General features: G+C 55.9%; 18 protein-coding genes and 1 pseudogene. 1 reads left to right on the top strand and 18 read right to left on the bottom strand.

Features of this window, described 5'->3' with window-relative positions; all coding sequences use genetic code 11:
- Positions 1 to 128: 128 nt before the first annotated feature.
- Both secA and secM read right to left on the bottom strand, forming a co-directional pair.
- Positions 129 to 2,831 (bottom strand): preprotein translocase subunit SecA, encoded by a 2,703-nt coding sequence (gene secA / locus BBW68_RS12035; protein ID WP_070135550.1) that lies wholly within the window; start codon positions 2,829 to 2,831, stop codon positions 129 to 131.
- A 54-nt stretch (positions 2,832 to 2,885) separates the two neighbouring features.
- Positions 2,886 to 3,404, bottom strand: a complete 519-nt coding sequence (gene secM / locus BBW68_RS12030) for a secA translation cis-regulator SecM (protein ID WP_070135549.1) — start codon at positions 3,402 to 3,404, stop codon at positions 2,886 to 2,888.
- 21 nt (positions 3,405 to 3,425) lie between these two features.
- On the opposite strand from secM, the gene BBW68_RS12025 reads away from it, so the two are divergent.
- A complete protein-coding gene (locus BBW68_RS12025; RefSeq protein ID WP_070135548.1) occupies positions 3,426 to 3,941 on the top strand; it encodes a DUF721 domain-containing protein in 516 nt (171 codons plus the stop codon).
- A 15-nt stretch (positions 3,942 to 3,956) separates the two neighbouring features.
- On the opposite strand, the gene lpxC is transcribed toward BBW68_RS12025, so the two are convergent.
- The 16 genes and pseudogenes from lpxC to mraZ all read right to left on the bottom strand — a co-directional run bounded on the left by lpxC (position 3,957) and on the right by mraZ (position 21,738).
- A complete protein-coding gene (gene lpxC / locus BBW68_RS12020; RefSeq protein WP_070135547.1) occupies positions 3,957 to 4,874 on the bottom strand; it encodes a UDP-3-O-acyl-N-acetylglucosamine deacetylase in 918 nt (305 codons plus the stop codon).
- Between the two features lie 103 nt (positions 4,875 to 4,977).
- Entirely contained in the window at positions 4,978 to 6,132 is a 1,155-nt protein-coding gene (ftsZ, locus tag BBW68_RS12015) for a cell division protein FtsZ (protein WP_048914886.1), read from the bottom strand.
- 73 nt (positions 6,133 to 6,205) lie between these two features.
- Complete coding sequence (gene ftsA, locus BBW68_RS12010) at positions 6,206 to 7,462, bottom strand: cell division protein FtsA (RefSeq protein WP_070135546.1); 1,257 nt, start codon at positions 7,460 to 7,462, stop codon at positions 6,206 to 6,208.
- A gap of 29 nt (positions 7,463 to 7,491) precedes the next feature.
- Complete coding sequence (ftsQ, locus tag BBW68_RS12005) at positions 7,492 to 8,304, bottom strand: cell division protein FtsQ (protein WP_070135545.1); 813 nt, start codon at positions 8,302 to 8,304, stop codon at positions 7,492 to 7,494.
- A gap of 1 nt (position 8,305) precedes the next feature.
- The gene (locus tag BBW68_RS12000; RefSeq protein WP_070135544.1) at positions 8,306 to 9,226 is read right to left on the bottom strand and encodes a D-alanine--D-alanine ligase; all 921 of its coding nucleotides are present in this window, start codon (positions 9,224 to 9,226) and stop codon (positions 8,306 to 8,308) included.
- Positions 9,219 to 10,694 carry a UDP-N-acetylmuramate--L-alanine ligase gene (gene murC, locus BBW68_RS11995; RefSeq protein ID WP_070135543.1) on the bottom strand — a complete coding sequence of 492 codons (1,476 nt, stop codon included), beginning with the start codon at positions 10,692 to 10,694 and terminating at the stop codon, positions 9,219 to 9,221. The genes BBW68_RS12000 and murC overlap by 8 nt, the downstream gene beginning before the upstream one ends.
- A gap of 47 nt (positions 10,695 to 10,741) precedes the next feature.
- On the bottom strand, positions 10,742 to 11,800 hold the full coding sequence (murG, locus tag BBW68_RS11990) for an undecaprenyldiphospho-muramoylpentapeptide beta-N-acetylglucosaminyltransferase (protein ID WP_070135542.1): 1,059 nt from the start codon (positions 11,798 to 11,800) through the stop codon (positions 10,742 to 10,744).
- A 3-nt stretch (positions 11,801 to 11,803) separates the two neighbouring features.
- The gene (gene ftsW, locus BBW68_RS11985) at positions 11,804 to 13,009 is read right to left on the bottom strand and encodes a cell division protein FtsW (protein WP_070135541.1); all 1,206 of its coding nucleotides are present in this window, start codon (positions 13,007 to 13,009) and stop codon (positions 11,804 to 11,806) included.
- Positions 13,009 to 14,325 (bottom strand): UDP-N-acetylmuramoyl-L-alanine--D-glutamate ligase, encoded by a 1,317-nt coding sequence (gene murD, locus BBW68_RS11980; protein WP_070135540.1) that lies wholly within the window; start codon positions 14,323 to 14,325, stop codon positions 13,009 to 13,011. Before murD ends, ftsW begins: the two co-directional genes overlap by 1 nt.
- A gap of 2 nt (positions 14,326 to 14,327) precedes the next feature.
- Complete coding sequence (gene mraY, locus BBW68_RS11975) at positions 14,328 to 15,410, bottom strand: phospho-N-acetylmuramoyl-pentapeptide-transferase (protein ID WP_070135539.1); 1,083 nt, start codon at positions 15,408 to 15,410, stop codon at positions 14,328 to 14,330.
- Positions 15,404 to 16,765, bottom strand: coding sequence for a UDP-N-acetylmuramoyl-tripeptide--D-alanyl-D-alanine ligase (gene murF, locus BBW68_RS11970; RefSeq protein WP_070135538.1), 1,362 nt, complete (start codon positions 16,763 to 16,765; stop codon positions 15,404 to 15,406). The genes mraY and murF overlap by 7 nt, the downstream gene beginning before the upstream one ends.
- Positions 16,762 to 18,249 (bottom strand): UDP-N-acetylmuramoyl-L-alanyl-D-glutamate--2,6-diaminopimelate ligase, encoded by a 1,488-nt coding sequence (gene murE, locus BBW68_RS11965; RefSeq protein ID WP_070135537.1) that lies wholly within the window; start codon positions 18,247 to 18,249, stop codon positions 16,762 to 16,764. Before murE ends, murF begins: the two co-directional genes overlap by 4 nt.
- The gene (locus tag BBW68_RS11960) at positions 18,236 to 20,002 is read right to left on the bottom strand and encodes a peptidoglycan glycosyltransferase FtsI (RefSeq protein ID WP_070135536.1); all 1,767 of its coding nucleotides are present in this window, start codon (positions 20,000 to 20,002) and stop codon (positions 18,236 to 18,238) included. The genes murE and BBW68_RS11960 overlap by 14 nt, the downstream gene beginning before the upstream one ends.
- Positions 19,986 to 20,339 (bottom strand): cell division protein FtsL, encoded by a 354-nt coding sequence (ftsL, locus tag BBW68_RS11955; protein ID WP_070135535.1) that lies wholly within the window; start codon positions 20,337 to 20,339, stop codon positions 19,986 to 19,988. Before ftsL ends, BBW68_RS11960 begins: the two co-directional genes overlap by 17 nt.
- Complete coding sequence (gene rsmH, locus BBW68_RS11950) at positions 20,336 to 21,277, bottom strand: 16S rRNA (cytosine(1402)-N(4))-methyltransferase RsmH (RefSeq protein ID WP_070135534.1); 942 nt, start codon at positions 21,275 to 21,277, stop codon at positions 20,336 to 20,338. Before rsmH ends, ftsL begins: the two co-directional genes overlap by 4 nt.
- 2 nt (positions 21,278 to 21,279) lie before the next feature.
- Positions 21,280 to 21,738: pseudogene (mraZ, locus tag BBW68_RS11945) on the bottom strand (division/cell wall cluster transcriptional repressor MraZ).
- Between the last annotated feature and the right edge of the window lie 284 nt (positions 21,739 to 22,022).

Genomic DNA, 22,022 nt, shown 5'->3' with positions numbered 1-22,022 from the left:
ACTCATCAATAACTTTGCAATAGTGCCCAAATACCTCCCTCAGTCGCGGCAAAAAAAGCCGCAGCATTATCCGCTGCGGCATGACATCAGGGCGGCATAGCCGCCTTTCGATGTTGCCGTGCTGCGGGTTAAACCAGACGACCGTGACACTGCTTATATTTCTTACCGGAACCGCATGGGCAGGGGTTATTGCGCCCCACTTTACGCTCGCCAGTCTGCTCAGAGAGTGACTGCGCGGCTTCCGTATCGGCATCAGCGTGGCTCAGCTGCTGCTGTGCCAGATGTTCAGCTTCCTGACGGCGCTGCTCTTCCATCTGCTCAATCTCTTCCGGCATACGCACCTGAACCTTGCTCAGGGTGCTGATCACTTCGTACTTCAGCGACTCCAGCATTGCGGCGAACATCGCGAAGGACTCACGTTTGTACTCCTGCTTTGGATCTTTCTGCGCGTAGCCACGCAGATGGATACCCTGACGCAGATAATCCATCGCCGCCAAGTGCTCTTTCCACAGCGAGTCCAGCGTTTTCAGCATCACGCCTTTTTCGAAGTTGCGCATCATCTCCTCGCCAACCACTTCTTCTTTGCGCTGATACTGGGCTTTCGCCTCTTCCATGATGCGCTCACGCAGCGTCTCTTCATGCAGATCCGGCTCTTTATCCAGACACTCGGCAATCGACAGATTGAGGTCGAAATCGTTGCTCAGGCGCTCCTGCAGGCCAGCAACATCCCACATCTCTTCCAGAGACTGCGGTGGGATATAGCCATCAATGGTGGCTTTGAACACGTCTTCGCGAATGCTGGCGATAGTTTCTGACACGTCAGAGACATCGAGCAGTTCGTTACGCTGGGTGTAGATGGCACGGCGCTGGTCGCTGGCAACGTCATCGTACTCCAGCAGCTGGTTACGGATATCAAAGTTGCGGCTTTCCACTTTGCGCTGGGCATTAGCAATTGCTTTGGTCACCCAAGGGTGCTCAATCGCTTCGCCTAGTTTCATACCCAGTTTACGCATCATGTTGGTGACGCGATCCGAGGCGAAAATACGCATCAGGGCATCTTCCATTGACAAGTAGAAACGGGATGAACCGTTATCGCCCTGACGACCTGAACGGCCGCGCAGCTGGTTATCGATACGGCGTGATTCATGGCGTTCCGTACCAATAATATGCAGACCGCCTGACGCCAGCACCGCCTCGTGGCGAACTTTCCACGCGCTCTTAATGGCTTCAATCTGCTCTGCGGTTGGATTTTCAAGCGCCGCAATCTCTGCCTGCCAGCTGCCGCCCAGCACGATGTCGGTACCGCGACCGGCCATGTTGGTAGCAATGGTCACGGCTGAAGGCTGACCCGCCTGCGCCACGATATCCGCTTCGCGGGCGTGGAATTTGGCGTTAAGCACTTCGTGTTTGATGCCCGCTTTGTTCAGCTCATCAGACACCACTTCTGATTTTTCAATCGAAATAGTACCGACCAGCACCGGCTGACCGTTAGCGGTACGCTCGCGGATATCTTCGATGATCGCGCCGATTTTCTCCATTTCGGTCATGTAGACCAGATCCGGCAGATCCTTACGCACCATTGGGCGGTTCGTCGGCACTACAATGGTGTCCAGCTTGTAGATTGAGCTGAATTCAAACGCTTCGGTATCGGCGGTACCGGTCATCCCGGCCAGTTTGTTATACAGACGGAAGTAGTTCTGGAAGGTGATCGAGGCCAGCGTCTGATTTTCGTTCTGAATTTCCACGCCCTCTTTGACTTCCACCGCCTGATGCAGGCCGTCAGACCAGCGACGCCCCTGCAGGGTACGACCGGTGTGATCATCAACGATGATCACTTCGCCATCTTTAACGATATAATCAACGTCGCGGGTGAACAGCACGTGCGCGCGCAGTGCGGCGGTGACGTGGTGCATCATCATGATGTTGCCCGGCGAGTAGAGGGATTCGCCCTCTTGCATAATGCCTTCGCTGACCATCAGCTCTTCAACGGCAACCAGACCACGTTCGGTCAGGTGAACCTGGCGCGCTTTCTCATCAACGGAGAAGTGGCCTTCGCCCTGAAAAGTGTCGGAATCCTCTTTCTCCTGACGGATCAGGCGCGGAATGATTTTGTTCACCTGGATGCACAGTTCAGAGCTATCACCTGCCGGGCCGGAGATGATCAACGGCGTACGCGCTTCATCGATCAGAATGGAGTCAACCTCATCCACCAGCGCATAGTTCAGCTTGCGCTGCACGCGATCTTCTGGGCTAAACGCCATGTTATCGCGCAGGTAGTCAAAACCATATTCGTTGTTGGTGCCGTAGGTGATGTCGGCGGCATAGGCGGCACGCTTGGCCGAAGACGGCATGCCCGGCAGGTTGATACCAATGCTCAGGCCGAGAAATTCGAACAGCGCGCGGTTGTTTTCGGCGTCACGCTGGGCCAAGTAGTCGTTCACGGTAACCACGTGGACGCCCTTGCCGCTAAGCGCATTAAGATAGGCTGGCAGCGTTGCCGTCAGGGTTTTACCCTCACCGGTACGCATCTCGGCGATGCAGCGGTCATTCAGTACCATACCGCCCAGCAGCTGCACGTCAAAGTGGCGCATGCCGAATACGCGTTTACTCGCTTCACGCACGGTGGCGAATGCTTCCGGGATCAGGCTTTCCAGCTCTTCGCCTTTCTCCAAGCGTGCGCGGAACTCAACGGTTTTCTCTTTCAGCTCGTCGTCAGACAGCTTAGCGAAATCGGGTTCCATCTTGTTGATCAGCTCTACAGCTTTGCGCATACGGCGCAGCGTGCGATCATTACTACTACCAAAAAATTTGGTTAATAATTTGATTAACATAATAAATAATTCTCTCAGCCACCGTGGTTGACGATGTACACTTAGCGTTTAATTTTAAACAGAATGGTTGTTATGAATTAAGTGCAGCGGTCCGGCGCGAATGCCGTGGACCTGCGCCAGCCAAAGGCCGGTTTGATGGCGGGGAACGGCGTTAACTTGGCGTTGGGCCTTGGTGCGAATGATGACCGGCGGCTTCGCTTCATGGGTCAGCAGCGAATTAAGGGTGTCGAGCAGCGCCAGCTTGTGGGCTTCAAGCGGCTGGGTCTCTTCCGCCACTGGGGAATCCGATGGCGTAAGCGTAAATGACAGGTGACGGATAACCGTGCGGATTGCGTGCTGATGCCAGTAATCTACGCTGAATGATAGGCGACGCGCACTCTCCAGCAGCGCCAGACTATCAAAACGCACCGCCGTGCCAATATTCAGGCTTCGCGACGAAGTTTCTGCTAAGGTAGGGCGATCGTGCGCTGACGCGTGCAGCAGGGCAAGACTCGCCGCGACCATCCCCAACAGGAGATGCGGCCACAAATAACGTCTACCAAATTGTCGCCAACGATTAAGAATATCGATCACTATGTTCCGCCGGAGCTTGCTATGCGCGATAGTCGCCCACAATCAATTGAAAGTTTTTTCGACCATGCTCAGGAGAAGAGTGCGCTGCAAAACGTGCAGCAGCGAGCGATTGCTCTGAACAAACTGAACCGCGCAGTGCAGGGCATTCTTCCTGCCCAACTGCATCCCTGGTGCCGCGTGGCAAACTTTCGTCAGAGCGTTCTGGTGATCGAAACGGCTAATGCTAACTGGTTGACACGCTTACGCTACGAACAGTCCAGCTTGCTGTCAGCTTTACGTGCGCAAATATTACCATCATTGACGTCAATCGACATCAGGATAAATCCATCGCTGGCGGCAAAAGGTCAGGAATCTGTGCAAGAAAATAGCACTCGAGCAAAAGACGCAGAAAAACCGCTTTTAAGACAGCTGAGTGAGCATAGCGCAGAGATTTTACGTAGTGTCGCGAGCCAAAGCCCGGAAAAACTGAAGAAAATATTAGAACGACTGGCCTCACTGGCCAGAGAGAGTACCAGCTCAACCAGTCGTAATAAGTAGGTTGTAGGTTCAGGCTTACGCCAGAACTAGATTTGGTGCCTTGAATGTCACCGGGAGTGTTGCTTCGTCTTCAAACGTTGCCCATTCCCATGCTTCTTGCTTAGCCAGAACAGCCTGCAACAGCTTATTGTTCAGCGCATGACCAGATTTGAACGCGGTAAACGCACCAACGATGTTGTGACCACACATGTACAGGTCACCGATAGCATCGAGCATTTTATGACGCACAAATTCATCTTCAAAACGCAGACCATCTTCGTTCAATACGCGGTAGTCATCTACCACGATTGCGCAATCAAAGCTGCCGCCGAGGCACAGGCCACGGGACTGCAATGCCTCGATGTCACGCATGAAGCCGAAAGTACGAGCACGACTGATCTGACGCGCGAAAGCTTCCGCAGAAAATTCCATGCGGTAGCGCTGGGAGCTGGAGTCAATCGCCGGGTGATTAAAGTCAATGGTAAAATCTAGTGAGAAACCATTGTACGGCGTAAACTCAGCCCATTTGTCGCGATCCTCAACCCGGACAGGCTGCCTAATACGAACAAACTTCTTGGCGCTATTCAGCTCTTCAATACCTGCGTCCATCAGCAGATAGATAAAGGGCGCGGCGCTGCCATCCATAATTGGAATTTCAGGCGCGTTCACTTCCACCACAATATTATCAATGCCAAGGCCTGCAAGGGCTGCATTCAGGTGTTCGACTGTCGAAATACGTACGTCATGCTCATTAACCATGCAAGTACAGAGCACGGTATCACGCACGGATTTGGCATCAGACGGGAAATCAACCGGTGGCTTCAAGTCAGTGCGACGATAGATGACTCCGGTATTAGTCGGCGCAGGGCGTAACGTCAGCGTGACTTTCTTGCCGGTATGTAACCCGACGCCAGTCGTCTGAACAATACGTTTTAATGTCCGTTGTTTGATCATCGCATCACCTCGCAAAAATTAGCCATCCGACCACCACTTTATTCCACTGACGGGCGAACAGTTTAACACAAAGAGCGATGAGTTCCAATTTCTCGGGTTATTCCTAGTCTGCCTGCTTACGCAGGAAGGCTGGAATGTCTAGATAATCAGGCTCTTTGTTAGTCTGTGTGCCCGGATCATTGACCACTTTCGCCGCAGGTTTCTGCTCCTGTGGCAGCGGGGCCATACCGTGCTGCTGGTAACGGTGGTCCATGACTGGCTGAGTCGTCTGCTTATTGGTCACCAGCGTAATTTCTGGACGTTTGTCCATGCCGATACCGGTAGCAACCACGGTCACACGCAGTTCGTCGTTCATTTCCGGGTCAAGGGAAGTCCCGATAACCACGGTTGCATTGTCTGAAGCGAAGGCGCGGATGGTGTTACCCACGGTTTCGAACTCATCCAAACGCAGGTCGAAGCCGGCAGTGATGTTAACCAGCACGCCGCGTGCGCCAGACAGGTCGATATCTTCCAGCAGTGGGCTGGAGATCGCCATTTCTGCCGCTTCTTCCGCACGGTCTTCACCACAGGCCACGCCAGAACCCATCATCGCGTAGCCCATTTCAGACATCACGGTGCGCACGTCAGCAAAGTCGACGTTCATCAGGCCCGGACGGGTGATCAGTTCTGCGATACCCTGCACCGCGCCTTTCAGCACGTCATTAGCCGCGCCGAACGCGTCCAGCAGAGAGATACCGCGACCCAGCACTTTCAGCAGCTTGTCGTTTGGAATGGTGATCAGGGAGTCGACGTGCTTAGACAGCTCGGCAATCCCCTGTTCGGCAAAGGCCATGCGCTTTTTGCCTTCAAAGTTGAATGGCTTAGTCACCACTGCAACGGTCAGAATACCGAGGTCTTTAGCAACTTCAGCCACTACTGGCGCAGCACCCGTTCCGGTACCACCGCCCATACCCGCAGCGATAAATACCATATCTGCACCTTCCAGTGCCTGACGCAGTGCTTCACGATCCTCTTCGGCGGAGTTACGGCCGACTTCCGGGTTTGCGCCAGCGCCCAGACCTTTAGTAATTCCGTTACCGATCTGAATCGTCTGGCCTACCGCAGTTTTACGCAATGCCTGAGCATCGGTATTCACCGCGAAGAACTCAACGCCTTCGATACGCTCACGCACCATATGCTCTACCGCGTTACCGCCGCCGCCGCCGACGCCGATGACTTTAATCACCGCGTCATTGGTTAATTCCATTGGTTCAAACATAATTTCTCTCCGTTATGTGCCTGTTCCCTTGGAGATCACTAAATAAGTCTAACATGATCCCCTATGGTAAAAATTAAAACTCTTTTCTCAGCCAGCTGTTGATTTTCTTGAACCAGTTGCCCACTGAGGCTCTTTTTTCTATTTCTGCTTCACCGTTAAGGTGAGACTCTTTTCCGTAGTGCAGTAAGCCCACTGCCGTTGAGTAGTAAGACTCCTGCGCGTAATCCGTTAATCCTGTAATGTTCAGCGGCTGTCCGATACGCACCTGCGTGTGGAAGACACGCTGGGCGCAAGCCGCCAATCCTTCAATCTGTGCCGCGCCGCCGGTCAAAACAATGCCGGCCGCGAGGTGATGTTTCACGCCCTGCTGGCGAAGCTGCTCCTGCAACTGCAAAATTTCGTCATTCACTAGGTTCAGCAGCTCGGCGTAACGCGGCTCAATTACTTCAGCCAGCGTCTGGCGCTGCAGGCTGCGCGGTGGACGCCCACCCACGCTTGGCACTTCTACGTTTTCGTCTTTGCCAACAATCGAACCCAGCGCGCAGCCGTGACGCACTTTGATCGCTTCTGCGTCGGTTGGCGGAGTGCCGAAGGCATAAGCGATATCGCTGGTCACCACGTTGCCCGCGTACGGGATAACCTTCGTGTGGCGCAGTGCGCCGCCGGTGTAAACGGCGATATCCATTGTACCGCCGCCGATATCTACTACGCAGACGCCCAGCTCGCGCTCATCTTCGGTCAGCACGGCAAAGCTCGATGCCAGACCGGCAAAAATCAGTTGGTCAACTTTCAGGCCACAACGCTCAACTGCTTTGACGATGTTTTTTGCCATATCGTTGTGGCAGGTGATAAGGTGCACTTTCGCCTGCATGCGCACGCCCGATAAACCGACCGGGTTTTTGATCCCTTCCTGATAGTCGATCGCATATTCTTGCGGAATAACATGGAGGATGCGGTGTTCATCGCTAACACGGACAGATTTAGCGGTATGTACCACATTTTCCACATCTTCCTGCATCACTTCCTCTTCGGAAATAGGAACCATCCCTATTTCGTTTTGGCAGCTGATATGTTTGCCCGATAATGCAAGGTAAACCGACGAAATCTGACAGTCTGCCATCAGTTCGGCCTGATCGATAGCGCGCTGAACACATTTTACTACCGATTCCAAGTCGTTAACGCCGCCTTTATCCATCCCGCGAGACGGGCAGCTGCCCACCCCGATAATATTAACCATGCCATCAGGCAGAACTTCCCCTACCAAGGCGGCAACCTTTGCGGTGCCTATCTCGAGTCCAACTACCAGTTTTCTGTCCGTCGACTTGATCATTGTTGTTTAGCCTGTGCCTGATTCTGTTGCTATTGCTGATTACTTTCAGCGGCTGCCATCGGTGCCGGTACCCATCCTACTGCCGCGCCAGAGTCGTAACGCAGGTCTACGTAGCTGATACATTTATTCTCCATCTGGCCCTGCCGTTGCAGGGTAGGCAGTAACTCGATGAAACGCTGCAGACGTTTCATATCCTCGTTACGCCCTAGCTCCAGACGCGTGTCATCATCTAACACCAGCTGCCATGAACGCCTTGCGGTCATGGACGCCGCCTTTAATTTCAATTTGCTGGCCGCCAGCGCGTTACTCATCTGGTGGTAGCCGGTTAACACTTCAGATTCGCTGCCTTCCGGGCCATACAGCATCGGCATATTTTCTTTACCGAGATAACTGGCCGGGATGCTGAATGATTTTCCTTCTGCATCAACCATATGCACATCATTCCAGCGTGCAACCGGAACATACTCAACCAGATAAATTTTTAATTCGTTCGGCCACTGTTTGCGCATGCTTACCTGCTGGATCCAAGGCAAGCGCTCAATCTGCTGCTGAATAACATCCACATCCTGAGACATAAAAGTGCCAAGTTCGCCAAGCGACAAAATCGCTTGGCGGATGTCATCATTGGTGGTGTAATGCGTCTGCCCGGTGACCACCAGCTTTGACAGCGGCAACTGAGAGGCATCGTTCATCCATTTCAGCACCACAACCCCACCAGTCAGCATCACGCCCAGTACCATCGCCAGAAAAATCATCCCGGCAAGGCGTGAGCCGTTGCTGCGCCCGGTGCGCGCTTTTCCCTGCGCTTCGCGGTTACGGACATTCAGAGCAGCTTGGGACATATCAGTTCGCCAGATCCAGAATGCGCGCCACAAGCTGCGAGAAGGTCATCCCGGCCTGTTTTGCCGCCATAGGCACCAAGCTATGGCTGGTCATTCCAGGTGACGTGTTGACTTCCAGCAGATAGAAACGACCATCACTGCCCATCATCACATCTACGCGGCCCCAGCCGCTGCAACCCTGCGCGCGCCAAGCGGCGATCGTCAGTTCGCTCAGTTCCGCTTCCTGTTCGGCACTCAATCCTGACGGACAGAAATATTGAGTATTGTCAGAAATGTACTTAGCTTCATAGTCATAGAACTCGCTGGCGGTTTTTATTCTGATTGACGGCAGAATTTGATCGCCAATCACGCCAACGGTGTATTCAGGACCGCTTAAAAATGCTTCCACCAGCACTTCGTCGTCATGGCGGAAAGCTTCATCCAGCGCAGCAGGGAACTGATACGCCTCGTTCACCCGCGAGATCCCCACGCTTGAACCTTCACGGCTCGGCTTGACGAACAGCGGCAGGCCAAGGGCATCAATGCTGGCTAGCTCTTCTGCCGTCAGGCCTTCATCCATCTGAGCGCGCGTCAGCGCGACAAATGGTGCCACAGGCAGCCCACATCCCTGCCACAGATACTTACTGCGCAGTTTGTCCATCGTGATGGCCGATGCCATTACTCCGCTGCCGGTGTAAGGGATCTGCAGGAATTCCAGCATGCCCTGTAAGGTTCCATCTTCACCGCCGCGACCGTGCAGGGCGATAAAGGCTTTGGCAAACCCTTCCTCTTTCAGTCGCATCAACGGAAAATCACGGATGTCGACCGGATGTGAATCAATGCCCGCATCCTGCAGGCCTTGCAGAACGGCAGCGCCCGATAACAGCGATACGTCACGTTCTGCGGAGGTTCCACCCAGCAATACAGCTATTTTCTCAGCCATGATTTTCCTCTTTATTCGTCTGCGGTTGTAACTTAAGCTCAGCCAGCGTGCGGGCAATACGACCAACGTTGCCGGCGCCCTGCACTAAAATAAGGTCGTTACCGGTCAGCTTCGGTAACAGCATTTCCAGCACGGCATTATGGTCAGACACCAGAATCGGGTCGACTTTGCCACGACCACGAATGGTGCGGCACAGAGAGCGGCTGTCGGCGCCGGGGATCGGTGCCTCACCGGCGGCGTAAACATCCACCATCAGTAGCACATCGACCTGCGACAGCACGTTGGCGAAGTCGTCATACAGATTGCGGGTGCGCGTGTAGCGGTGTGGCTGGAAGATCATCACCAGATTTTTATCCGGCCAGCCCGTACGCGCGGCTTTGATCGTCACGTCAACTTCGGTCGGATGATGGCCGTAATCGTCCACCAGCATCGCGCTGCCCACCTGGCCGTTCACTTCTGCCAGCGGATATTCACCAAGGAAGTCGAAGCGGCGCCCGGTGCCCTGGAAGCTCAGTAGCGCGCTGAGAATTTCATCATCCTCAATGCCCTCTTCCGTCGCCACGGCAACCGCAGCGGCGGCGTTAAGCGCGTTATGGCAACCCGGGGCGTTCAATGTCACGTGCATCAGCGGTTTGTCGTGGCGTACTAGGGTAAAAAACCCCTGTGCGCCGCGCTGTTCGTAATTTTCCACCCGCACATCGGCGTCATTTCTAAAGCCATAGGTGGTGATCTGACGCCCCACGCGCGGGATCAAATCGCGGATCACCGCGTCGTCAACGCACATCACCGCACGGCCATAAAACGGCAGGTTGTGCAGGAAGTTGATAAAAGTCTGCTTCAGATTTTCGAAGTCGCCCTGGTAGGTATCCATATGATCGGCTTCGATATTGGTTACAATCGCCACCATCGGCTGCAGATGCAGGAATGAGGCATCGCTCTCGTCCGCTTCCGCAATCAGGTAACGGCTGCTGCCAAGGCGCGCGTGGGTTCCCGCCGCTTTCACCAGCCCACCGTTGACGAAAGTCGGGTCGAGACCACCTTCCGCATAAATGCTGGAGACCATCGCCGTAGTGGTGGTTTTCCCGTGCGTACCGGCTACGGCAATACCGTGGCGGAAGCGCATCAGTTCAGCCAGCATCTCTGCACGGCGGATCACCGGGATACGCGCTTCGCGTGCGGCAACCACTTCTAGGTTGTCCTGCGAGACGGCGGTAGAGACCACCACCACGCTGGCATCGCTGACGTTCTCCGGGCAATGGTTAAAATAGATCGTTGCGCCCAACGCGCTCAGGTGCTGAGTCACCGCATTCGGCACTAGGTCTGAACCGCTGATTTCATAGCCTTCATTCGCTAACACTTCGGCAATACCGCCCATGCCGGCACCACCGATGCCAACAAAGTGGATGTGCCGGACGCGACGCATCTCGGGCACGATAGAACGCAGTTTTGCCAGTTGCTGTGTATTCATCTGTTACCTGTGTTGCTGAGGGTCAGACCTGCCTGCCCCTACAAAAATCATTTGGCTGCTTTGCTGACTTCAGCTGCGACACGTTCGGTTGCATCCGGGATCGCCACAGCGCGGGCTTTTTCTGCCATGTTCAGCAGCGTTGCGCGGTCCCATCCTGCCAGCGTTGCCGCCACCACCTCACTGGTGAACTGCGGCTGCTCGTGAATTTTGGCGGCACCGGCCTGCTCCAGCGGCAGGGCATTCCAGTATTGCTGACGATCTTTATGCTGAAACGGCACAAATATCGCCGGTAATCCTGCCGCAGCCACTTCGCTGACGGTCAGCGCGCCGGAACGGCACACCACCACATCAGCCCAGGCGTAGGCAGCGGCCATATCGTCGATGAACTCGGACACCTTATGCTGCGTCTGGTTCACCTGAATGTAGGACTGATTCACTTCATCCAGCGCGCCTTTGCCCACTTGGTGCCACAGCCTAATGCTGTTACCCAGCTTTGCAGCCACCTGCGGCATAGTCTGGTTCAGTACGCGGGCACCCTGACTGCCACCAATCACCAGCACCCGCGTCGGGCCTTTACGTCCGGCTAAGCGTACTGCCGGCAGAGGCAGTGCCAGCACGTCGGTACGCACTGGGTTCCCCACCACTTCCGCCTTAGGGAAGGCACCAAGGAAGGCCTGCATCACTTTGCTAGCAATCTTCGCCAGCCATTTGTTGGTCAGACCCGCAATGCCGTTCTGCTCATGCACCACCACCGGAATACCGCAGCTCCACGCCGCCAGACCGCCGGGGCCGGAAACGTAGCCGCCCATCCCCAATACCACATCCGGCTGCCAGGCTTTCATAATCGCCCGCGCCTGACGCCAGGCGTTGAAAATGCGCAGTGGTGCCTCCAGTAATGCTTTGATGCCTTTACCACGCAGCCCGCTGATGCGAATAAAATCAATTTCGATGCCGTGCTTCGGCACTAGGTCTGCTTCCATACGGTCAGCAGTTCCAAGCCAGCGTACCTGCCAGCCCTGCGCCATCAGATGGTGTGCCACCGCCAGCCCGGGAAAGACATGCCCACCGGTTCCGCCAGCCATCACCATCAGTCGCTTTTCAGTCATCAACTACCCTCTGGTGAACGCTTGGGCTTTCGCCAGACGCGTCTCATAATCTATGCGTAACAGGAACACGATGGCGGTCGACATAATAATCAGACTCGAACCACCGTAACTGATCAGTGGCAGCGTCAGGCCTTTGGTCGGTAACATGCCGGCTGCGGCCCCGACGTTAACCAGTGCCTGGAAGCTAAACCAGACGCCAATTGAACAGGCAAGGAAGCCGGAAAAGCGCTGATCTATCTCTAAAGCGCGCCGTCCGATGGACATCGCACGAAAAGCGACGAAGAATACCATTAACATGGCTAGAACCACACCGATATAACCCAGTTCTTCTCCGATAATCGAGAAGATAAAGTCGGTGTGTGCTTCAGGTAAATACTCCAGTTTTTGCACGGAGTTACCTAAGCCCTGACCCCAGAATTCCCCACGGCCAAACGCCATCAGAGACTGGGTCAGCTGGTAGCCACTGCCGAACGGATCTTCCCACGGATTCCAGAAGGAGGTGACGCGGCGCATACGGTAGGGTTCGGCCACAATCAGCAGGCAGACGGCGAAAATCCCAGAGCCGATAATCGCCAAGAACTGCCACAGTTTTGCCCCGGCAAGGAACAGCATCGCCAGCGTAGTAACAAACAGCACCACCACCGTACCGAGATCCGGCTGCGCCAGCAGTAATACCGCCAGCGCCACCATCACGCCCATAGGCTTGCAGAAGCCCCAAAAGTTGTTACGGACCTCTTCGACCTTGCGCACCAGATAGCTGGCGAGATAGCAGAACAGCGACAGTTTTGACAGCTCCGCAGGCTGGATACGCAAAGAACCTAGGGCGATCCAGCGCGATGCCCCGTTAACCGAGCTACCGACCACCAGCACCAGCACCAGCATGGCAACGGTGCCCAGCAGCATGATATTGCTGTAGCGCTGCCAGAAATCCATCGGCACGCGCAGGGTCACCAGCGCCATACCCATCGCCAGCAGGATGTAAAATGCATCGCGCTTGGCAAAGTAGAGGTCATCGTTGAAACGCTGGCCAACGGGCATCGACGCCGATGTCACCATCACAAACCCAATAATCGCTAGGCCAAACGTCAGCCATAGAAGGGTACGGTCATAAAGCACCATCGAGTTGGCATCGCTTTCGCGCGACCCCATGACCCAGTTTCTCAGCAAGTCAGAAATACCGTTGGCAAGACTCAAGCTAGGAATGCACATCAGTCTGCCTCCCGCGCCAGTTGGGCAAACACGTCACCGCGCTGCTCAAAGTTTTTAAACTGATCGAGGCTGGCGCAGGCCGGAGACAGCAGCACCAGATCGCTAGGCTGCAGTGCGGTTTTAATCTGCTGCACCGCTTCAGCTAGGGTTTCCGTCTGCACGGCAATTTCCGGGCGCAGCTCCGCCAGCTCCGCGCCGTCACGACCAAAGCACCAGATGCGGATACGCTCCCCCTGCAGGTAGGGTGCCAGCGCGCTGAAGTCGGCGGATTTACCGTCACCGCCGAGCAGCAGATGCAGCGTTCCCTTAACCTGTAAACCCTTCAGCGCGGCTTCAGTGCTGCCAACGTTGGTGGCTTTGGAATCGTTTATCCAGCGCACGCCGTTATGCTTACGCACCAGCTGGAAACGGTGCGGCAGCCCGGCGAAGGCGGTCAGCGCTTTCAGGCTGCTGGCGCGCGGTAGGTCGATGGCGTCCGCCAGCGCCAGCGCGGGCAGCGCGTTAGTATAGTTGTGCTCACCGATCAGATGCATCTCATCGGTGTTCAGCACTTTCTCACCTTTCACCCGCAGCCAGATACTGCCTTGCTGGTGGTTGAGGTGATAATCGCCGACGTCGGCGCCAAAACTGACGCAGCGCGCGTCGGCACCACGTACCGGCATGGTCATCTCATCATCGGCGTTGACCACGCAGACGGCGGCATTCTCATAAATACGCAACTTGGCGGCGCGGTACTGCTGCATCCCCAGAGGGTAACGATCCATATGATCTTCAGTCACGTTGAGGATGGTCGCGGCGGCGGCACGCAGGCTGGTGGTAGTTTCCAGCTGGAAGCTGGAGAGTTCCAGCACGTAAAGCTGCGCCGGCTGGTCCAGCAGCATCAGTGCTGGCAGGCCGATATTGCCGCCCACGCCAACCAGCCAGCCCGCGGCTTTCGCCATCTCGCCCACCAGCGTAGTGACGGTGCTTTTGCCGTTAGAGCCGGTGATCGCCACGATGGGTGCCTGCGCTTCGCGGCAGAATAGCTCGATATCGCCGACGATCTCAACTCCGGCATCAGCCGCCGCCATCAGCGAAGGATGCGCCAGCGCCATTCCCGGGCTGGCTACGATCAGGTCGGCAGCCAGCAGCCAGTCATCGTTTAACGACCCTAACCATCGCTCAACCTCTTTCGGCAGCTTTTCTAGGCCCGGCGGCACGACACGGGTATCCATCACGCGCTGCGTCACGCCACGTGCGACAAAGAAATCAACACAGGAGAGGCCGGTAAGTCCCAACCCGATGATGACGACTTTTTTACCCTGATAGTCAGCCATGATTACCGCACCTTCAGCGTTGCCAAGGCAATCAGCACCAGCATCAGTGAAATAATCCAGAAGCGCACAATCACGCGCGGTTCCGGCCAGCCTTTCAATTCATAGTGGTGGTGAATCGGTGCCATGCGGAAAATACGCTGCCCGCTCAGTTTGAAGGAGCCAACCTGCAGGATCACCGATAGCGTCTCGACCACGAATACGCCGCCCATAATCACCAGCAGGAACTCCTGACGCAGCAGCACGGCGATAGTGCCGAGCGCGCCGCCCAGCGCTAGGGAACCAACATCCCCCATGAAGACCTGCGCCGGGTAGGTGTTGAACCACAGGAAACCCAAGCCCGCACCGACAATGGCGGTACAGACGATCACCAGCTCACCCGCGTGACGCAGGTAAGGGATATGCAGATACTCGGCAAACTTAACGTTCCCGGTCGCCCACGCCACCAGCGCGAAACCGGCGGCGACAAACACGGTTGGCATAATTGCCAAGCCATCCAGACCGTCGGTCAGGTTGACCGCATTACTGGTGCCGACAATCACGAAGTAAGCCAGCAGCAGATACAACAGGCCAAGCTGCGGCATCACGTCTTTAAAGAACAGCACCACCAGCTCGGTCGCCGGAGTGTCTTTGCCAATCATATACATCACAAAAGCGGCACCGAGAGCTATCACCGACTGCCAGAAATATTTCCAGCGGGCGATCAGGCCTTTAGTGTCTTTGCACACCACTTTGCGGTAGTCATCGACGAAGCCGACAATGCCATAACCGACCAGCACGAACAGCACGCACCAGACGTAAGGGTTTGATGGATAAGCCCACAGCAGCACCGAAATGGTGATGGAGGTGAGGATCATAATCCCGCCCATGGTCGGCGTACCGCGCTTGCTGAAGTGCGACTCAGGGCCGTCGTTACGTACCACCTGGCCAAACGACATTTCCTGCAGGCGGGCGATCATGCGCGGGCCCATCCACAGTGAAATAAACAGCGCGGTCAGCAGGCTGACAATGGCACGAAACGTCAGGTAGGAGAAGACGTTAAAGCCAGAATATAAAGAGACCAGATGCTCGGCCAGCCAGACTAACATGTGCCTTTCTCCTGTAAGGTTTGCACTACCTGCTCCATCGCGGCACTACGTGAACCTTTAACCAATACGGTAATGTGTGAATGCTGTGACAGCAGCGCCAGCGCACGCGCGCTCAGCGCTGCTTTCTCAGTGAAGTGCTCACCCACGCCGCTGGCATCAGAGATGCCCTGGCTGAGCGTGCCCACGCTTAAGACTTTATCGATGCCGACCAAGCGAGCCGCTTCGCCGACCTGACGATGACACTCGGCGGCTTTTTCCCCCAGTTCGCCCATATCGCCTACGATCATCACGCGGTAGCCCGTCATTTCAGCCAGCTCCTGCGCGGCGGCGGTCATTGAACCGACGTTGGCGTTGTAGCTGTCATCCAGCAGCAGCTTGTCGTCGCCCAGTGCGATCGGGAACAGGCGCCCCGGCACGGCTTTAAGCTGGCTCAGCCCCTGCTGCACCGCCGTGAGCGGCGCTCCGACAGAGAGTGCCAGCGCCGTGGCGGCCAGCGCGTTAGCAATGTTGTGACGACCCGGCAGCGGCAGCGTAATCGCGATGTCGCCCTGCGGGCTGTGCAGCGTGAAATGGGTACTCTTAGCGCTGAACATCACCTTAGAGGCGCTGAAATCACAGTCAGCCTGCTGCTCCGGTGAGAAGCGCCAGACGGTTTTGCCGTGCAGCGTCTGCTGCCAGTGCGGCCAGTCGTTGCTGTCGCTGTTGATAATGGCGGTGCCGTGCAGCGGCAGACCGTTAAAAATCTCACCTTTGGCTTTCGCCACGCCCGCCAGCGTCCCGAACCCCTCTAGGTGCGAAGCGGCCAAGTTATTGACCAGCGCCGTTTCCGGGCGCGTTAGTTCGGTGGTGTAGGCAATCTCACCCTGGTGGTTAGCTCCCAGTTCAATCACTGCGTACTGATGAGCTTCGGTCAGGCGCAGCAGCGTCAGCGACACGCCGATGTCGTTATTCAGATTACCCGCGGTGTACAGCGTCTCGCCACATTCACGCAGAATGGCGGCGGTCATCTCTTTAACCGAGGTTTTGCCGGAAGAACCGGTGAGCGCAACGATGCGGGCAGTGGACTGATGACGTACCCAACCTGCGATCTGACCGAGGGCAATGCGGGTGTCTGCTACCACAACCTGGGCTACCGCAACATGTAAGTGCTTACCCATAAGCAGCGCTAAACAGCCTGCGCTGATAGCGTTACCGACGAAGTCATGGGCATCAAAGCGTTCGCCTTTCAGGGCGATAAACAGGCAGCCTGCGCTCACCTTGCGCGTGTCGGTGGTCACTTCCGTGATGCTGCGGTCAGCGCCGTACAGCGTGCCGCCGGTAATCTCAGCCAGCTGCTGCAGAGTAAAGGCGATCATGCTATCACCCCCAGCAGATGCGCCACGGTCACGCGGTCAGAGTAATCAAGGCTTTGGCTGCCGATAATCTGGTAATTCTCGTGGCCTTTACCGGCCACCAAAACAATATCGCCTTCCTGCGCCTGCATCACTGCGTTAGTGACCGCTTGCGCACGGTCCATTACCACGCGGGCGCGGCCGGGATCCAGCAGGCCAGTCAGCACATCGGCCACAATCGCCGCCGGATCTTCACTGCGCGGATTGTCATCGGTAATCACCACCACATCGGCGAACTGCTCAGCAATTGCCCCCATCAACGGACGCTTGCCTTTATCGCGATCGCCGCCGCAGCCAAACAGACACCACAGCTGCCCTTTACAGTGCAGTCGCGCGGCGCTCAGCGCTTTCTCCAGCGCGTCTGGCGTGTGCGCATAATCCACCACCACCGTCGGTTTGCCTGGCGTGCTAAACACCTCCATGCGCCCGGTAACCGGCAACAGCTGGCCTGCCGTAGCGACCAGCGCCGCCAGCGGATAATCGAGTGACAGCAGCGTCGCCAGCGCTACCAGCAGGTTGCTGACGTTGAATGCGCCCATCAGGCGGCTGTCAATTTCATCCTTGCCCCAGCTTGACTCAAAGCGCACGGAAGCCCCGCCGTCGTGATAGCGAACCTCAGTGGCTTTCACCCAGCGGTCATGACAGCCAAGCTGTAAATTGTTTTTAATAGTGACGGCAACGGCGTCAGGCAGCTGCTGCAGCCACCGGAGGCCAACTTCATCATCGGCATTAATAATCGCCTGGGTGACCTTATGCCCAGAGAACAGCAGCCATTTAGCGGCTTCGTAGCGCGCCATATCACCGTGGTAGTCGAGGTGGTCACGGCTGAGATTGGTAAAGGCCGCAGCCGCAAACGGCAGGGCCGCCACGCGATGCTGGACTAGGCCGTGCGAGGAGATCTCCATCGCCGCCAGCGTGGTGCCTTTGTTGACCAGAGATGCCAGTAGATGCTGAACGTCAACCGCTGAACCGGTGGTATTTTCCGCCGGAATCAGCTGACCATACACGCCATTGCCGACGGTCCCCATGACCGCACCGGTTTCACCCAGCAGCTGGGCCCACTGCGCCAGCAGCTGCGTGGTGGTGGTTTTGCCGTTAGTGCCAGTCACGCCAATCAGCTTGAGTTTCTCGCCCGGCTGCTGATAGAAGCGCCCGACTAGGGCTGATAATCGCTGGGAAAGCTGGGCAAGGTAGATAACCGGCACGCCGTGCATCTCTACAATCTGCCCATCTTCCGCTTCACCTTCGGCATCCGCGATGACCGCCGCCACGCCCTGAGCAATTGCCTGGAGAATAAAAAGACGGCCGTCAGCCGCATGGCCTTTCACTGCTACAAACAGATCGCCAGAGGCTGCTTCACGGCTGTCCAGTGTCATTTTGCGCAGCAGGCGATCAGGCGCAGCAGGCACCCATGGAGTCAGTAAGTCGCGCAGATTATGATCGGTCACTCGATCCCTCATTCTTGTTAGTTACCATCTCGCTTTTGTCACCGGTGGGTATGGCATCCGGTTCAACGTTCATGGTGCGCAGCACGCTGCCCATGATGGAGCCAAATACCGGCGCGGATACCGCACCACCGTAATATTTGCCGGCCTGCGGGTCGTTAATCACTACCACCAGCGCAAAACGAGGGTTGCTTGCAGGTGCAACACCTGCGGTATAAGCAATGTATTTATTGACGTATTTCCCGTCCGGCCCAACTTTCTTCGCCGTACCAGTTTTAATCGCGATGCGGTAACCCTTGATCGCCGCTTTGACGCCACCGCCGCCTGGCAGGGCCACGCTTTCCATCATGTGCAGCACGATGCGCACAAGCGGTTCAGGGAAGACGCGCTGACCCGCCACCGGCGGGTCAACTTTGGTAATCGACAACGGGCGATAAATGCCATAGCTGCCCATCGTTGCGTAGACTCGCGCTAGCTGTAACGGCGTTACCATTAGCCCGTAGCCGAAAGAGAAGGTGGCCCTCTCTATGTCAGACCACCGTTGTTTTTGAGGGTATATGCCACTGCTTTCTCCGACCAACCCCAAATTGGTCGCTTTGCCGAAACCAAAACGTGAGTAAGTGTCTACTAACGCGTTGGAAGGCATCGCCAGCGCCAGTCGTGAAACACCGATGTTGGACGATTTCTGGAGCACCCCGGTCAGGGTCAGTTCGCTATAGCGCGCCACGTCTTTAATTTCGTGGCCGTTAATACGGTAAGGAACGGTGTTCAGCACGCTGCCTTCACGTACCACGCCGCGCTGCAGTGCGGTCATGACCACCATCGGCTTCACGGTGGAGCCTGGCTCGAAGATGTCGGTGATAGCGCGGTTACGCATCACATCTTTTGTGGTGCCTGAGAGGTTGTTCGGGTTGTACGCCGGGCTGTTAGCCATTGCCAGCACTTCGCCAGTGTTAACATCTACCAGCACCGCGCTGCCCGACTCCGCTTTGTTAAACGCCACGGCGTTGTTCAGCTCCCGGTAAACCTGTGCCTGCAGGCGTTCGTCGATGCTCAGCGCGAGGTTATGCGCCGCCTGACTGTCCACCGAGGAAATATCTTCAATCACGCGACCGTTGCGGTCTTTGCGCACGGTTCGTTCGCCCGGCTGGCCAGTTAACCACTTATCAAAACTTTTCTCAACGCCTTCAATACCCTGGCCGTCAATGTTGGTGAAGCCAATCAGGTGAGAAGTGACCTGCCCGGCAGGATAGTAGCGGCGTGACTCCTCACGCAGGAAGATGCCCGGCAGCTTGAGTTTCTTCACATAGTCGCCGATGGCCGGGTTGACCTGACGCGCTAGATAAACAAAGCGGCCGTTAGGATTGGCATTAACGCGCGCGGCTAACTGGCTGAGCGGAATCGACAGCGCATCAGACAGCGCCTTCCAGCGGCTGTCGAGCGTAATGCCGCCTTTGTCTTGCAGCTCTTTCGGATCGGTCCAGATGGCGTTGACCGGCACGCTGACGGCCAGAGGGCGGCCAGCGCGATCGCTGATCATGCCGCGTGAGGTCGGTACAGCCTGCACGCGCAGGGAGCGCATGTCCCCTTCACGCACCAAACGGTCAGGATTGATAACCTGCAGATAGGCCACGCGCAGCAGCAAGCCTGACAGCGCGAGGAAAATACAGCCACACAACAACGCAAAACGCCAGCTGACAAAGCTGGCCTGATCTTCCGTGCGTTTCGACTTCTGCGTCTTATTTGCGGCTCTCATTGAGTCCGGGTGTCCTTAATTGCTGTACTACAATATTTTCCTGCAAAGGATCAACATGCTGCATCTGAAGTTTCTCCGTAGCTGTACGTTCCACCCGGCTATGATCGCCAAGTGCATTCTCTTCGAGGATCAGGTTGCGCCATTCGATATCCAGCGCATCCCGCTCCAGTACCAGCTGTTCACGCTGTGTGGTTAGCAAGCGGGTTTTGTGTGCGGTAGTCACCACCGTCACGGCAGTTACCAGCACCGCAATCATCAAAATCAGAGCAATTTTGCCGTGGCGTAACAGGTCACCACCGATGACGCCGGGTAAATTGTGGCGCTCGTTACCGATCATGATGCCGTTCGCTCTGCGATGCGTAACACGGAACTGCGGGCGCGCGGGTTATCAGCCACTTCGCTGTCACCCGGCATCATTTTGCCCAGTGCTTTCAGCTGGCGACCGCCCACACAGCTGAGCTGTGCTTCGGTTATCGGCAGGCCATGTGGCACCTGCGGTCCGCGGCTCTGCTCGCGCATAAAGCGTTTCACAATGCGGTCTTCCAGCGAGTGGAAGCTAATAATCGACAGGCGACCCCCCGGGGCCAGCGCGCTCAGTGCGCCCTTCAGCGCCTGTTCAATCTCTTTGAGTTCGCTGTTCACCCAAATACGGATCGCTTGGAAGCTGCGCGTAGCCGGATGTTTGAACTTGTCTTTCACCGGCGTGGCGATATAAATCACCTCGGTCAGCTCTTTGGTGCGCGCCATCGGCTGTTTACGATTGCGCTCAACAATGGCGCGGGCAATGCGCTTAGCGAAACGCTCTTCACCGAAGGTTTTCAGCACGAAGGCGATATCCGACTCTTCCGCTTTCAACAGCCATTCGGCAGCCGACTCGCCGCACGTCGGATCCATACGCATATCCAGCGGCCCGTCACGCATAAAGGAGAATCCGCGTTCGGCATCGTGCAGCTGCGGTGAGGAGACGCCCAGATCCAGCAGAATCCCATCAATCTTGCCCTTAAGGCCGCGCTTTTCAGTATACTCTGCCAGTGCAGAAAACGGACCGTGGATGATGCTGAAACGAGGATCGTCAATCTCAGCAGCGGCTGAGATTGCTTGCGGATCGCGGTCAATGGCATATAAACGCCCCTGCCTACCCAGCTGCGAGAGGATCAGGCGTGAATGTCCGCCGCGGCCAAAAGTGCCATCAATGTAAATGCCGTCAGATTTGATATTGAGGCTGCTTACCGCCTCGTCTAACAGCACCGTTCTGTGTTTGTAAGTATCCTGCATAGTTATAACGACAAATCCTGCAGCCGCTCAGACAGGGGTTCCTGTGAGGACTGCTCTGCGTCAATATCATCCTTGACTTGTTGATACCAGGTCTGTTCATCCCACAGTTCAAACTTGTTAAACTGCCCAACCAGCATTACTTTTTTGGTCAGGATCGCATGTTGACGAAGCGTATTCGCCAGCAGTAAACGACCTGTATTATCCATCTGACATTCACTGGCGTGCCCCAGCAGAAGGCGTTGTACACGGCGCTCTGCGGGGTTCATGCTGGATAAACGCGACAGCTTTTGTTCAATGATTTCCTATTCGGGTAAGGTGTAAAGCAACAGGCATGGCTGGTGGAGGTCAATGGTACAGACCATTTGCCCCTGTGATTCCTCGATCAGTGTTTCGCGATAGCGCGTTGGCACGGCAAGCCGACCTTTACTGTCAAGATTGACTAACGTTGCGCCCCGGAACATGTCAGCCTCACCCCCCAGTTACCCAAATTCAAATTCACCACTTTACTCCACAAATTCCCACCAAAAGAGTGTACGGAGCAGAGGAAAACATTGTCAAGCCGCAGTAATAGCGGATTGGCATTATTTCTTCGTAAGATAAAACGCAGGGGAGTTATAAACAAACCGCCTGAGGAGAGAATTCAAAAATAAACTAATGAATAGTGGCAGGAAATTCTTACACACCTTTAAGCTGCTCAAAAAATACCACATTTTGACCGTAAAAAAATAAGGGGCTGTCCTAGATA

It is taken from the genome of Candidatus Erwinia dacicola, from assembly GCF_001756855.1.
In the GTDB taxonomy this organism is placed as follows: Bacteria; Pseudomonadota; Gammaproteobacteria; order Enterobacterales; family Enterobacteriaceae; genus Erwinia; species Erwinia dacicola.
The sequence above is the reverse complement of the archived record's forward strand: the minus strand, read 5'-3'. Positions and strand labels throughout refer to the sequence as shown.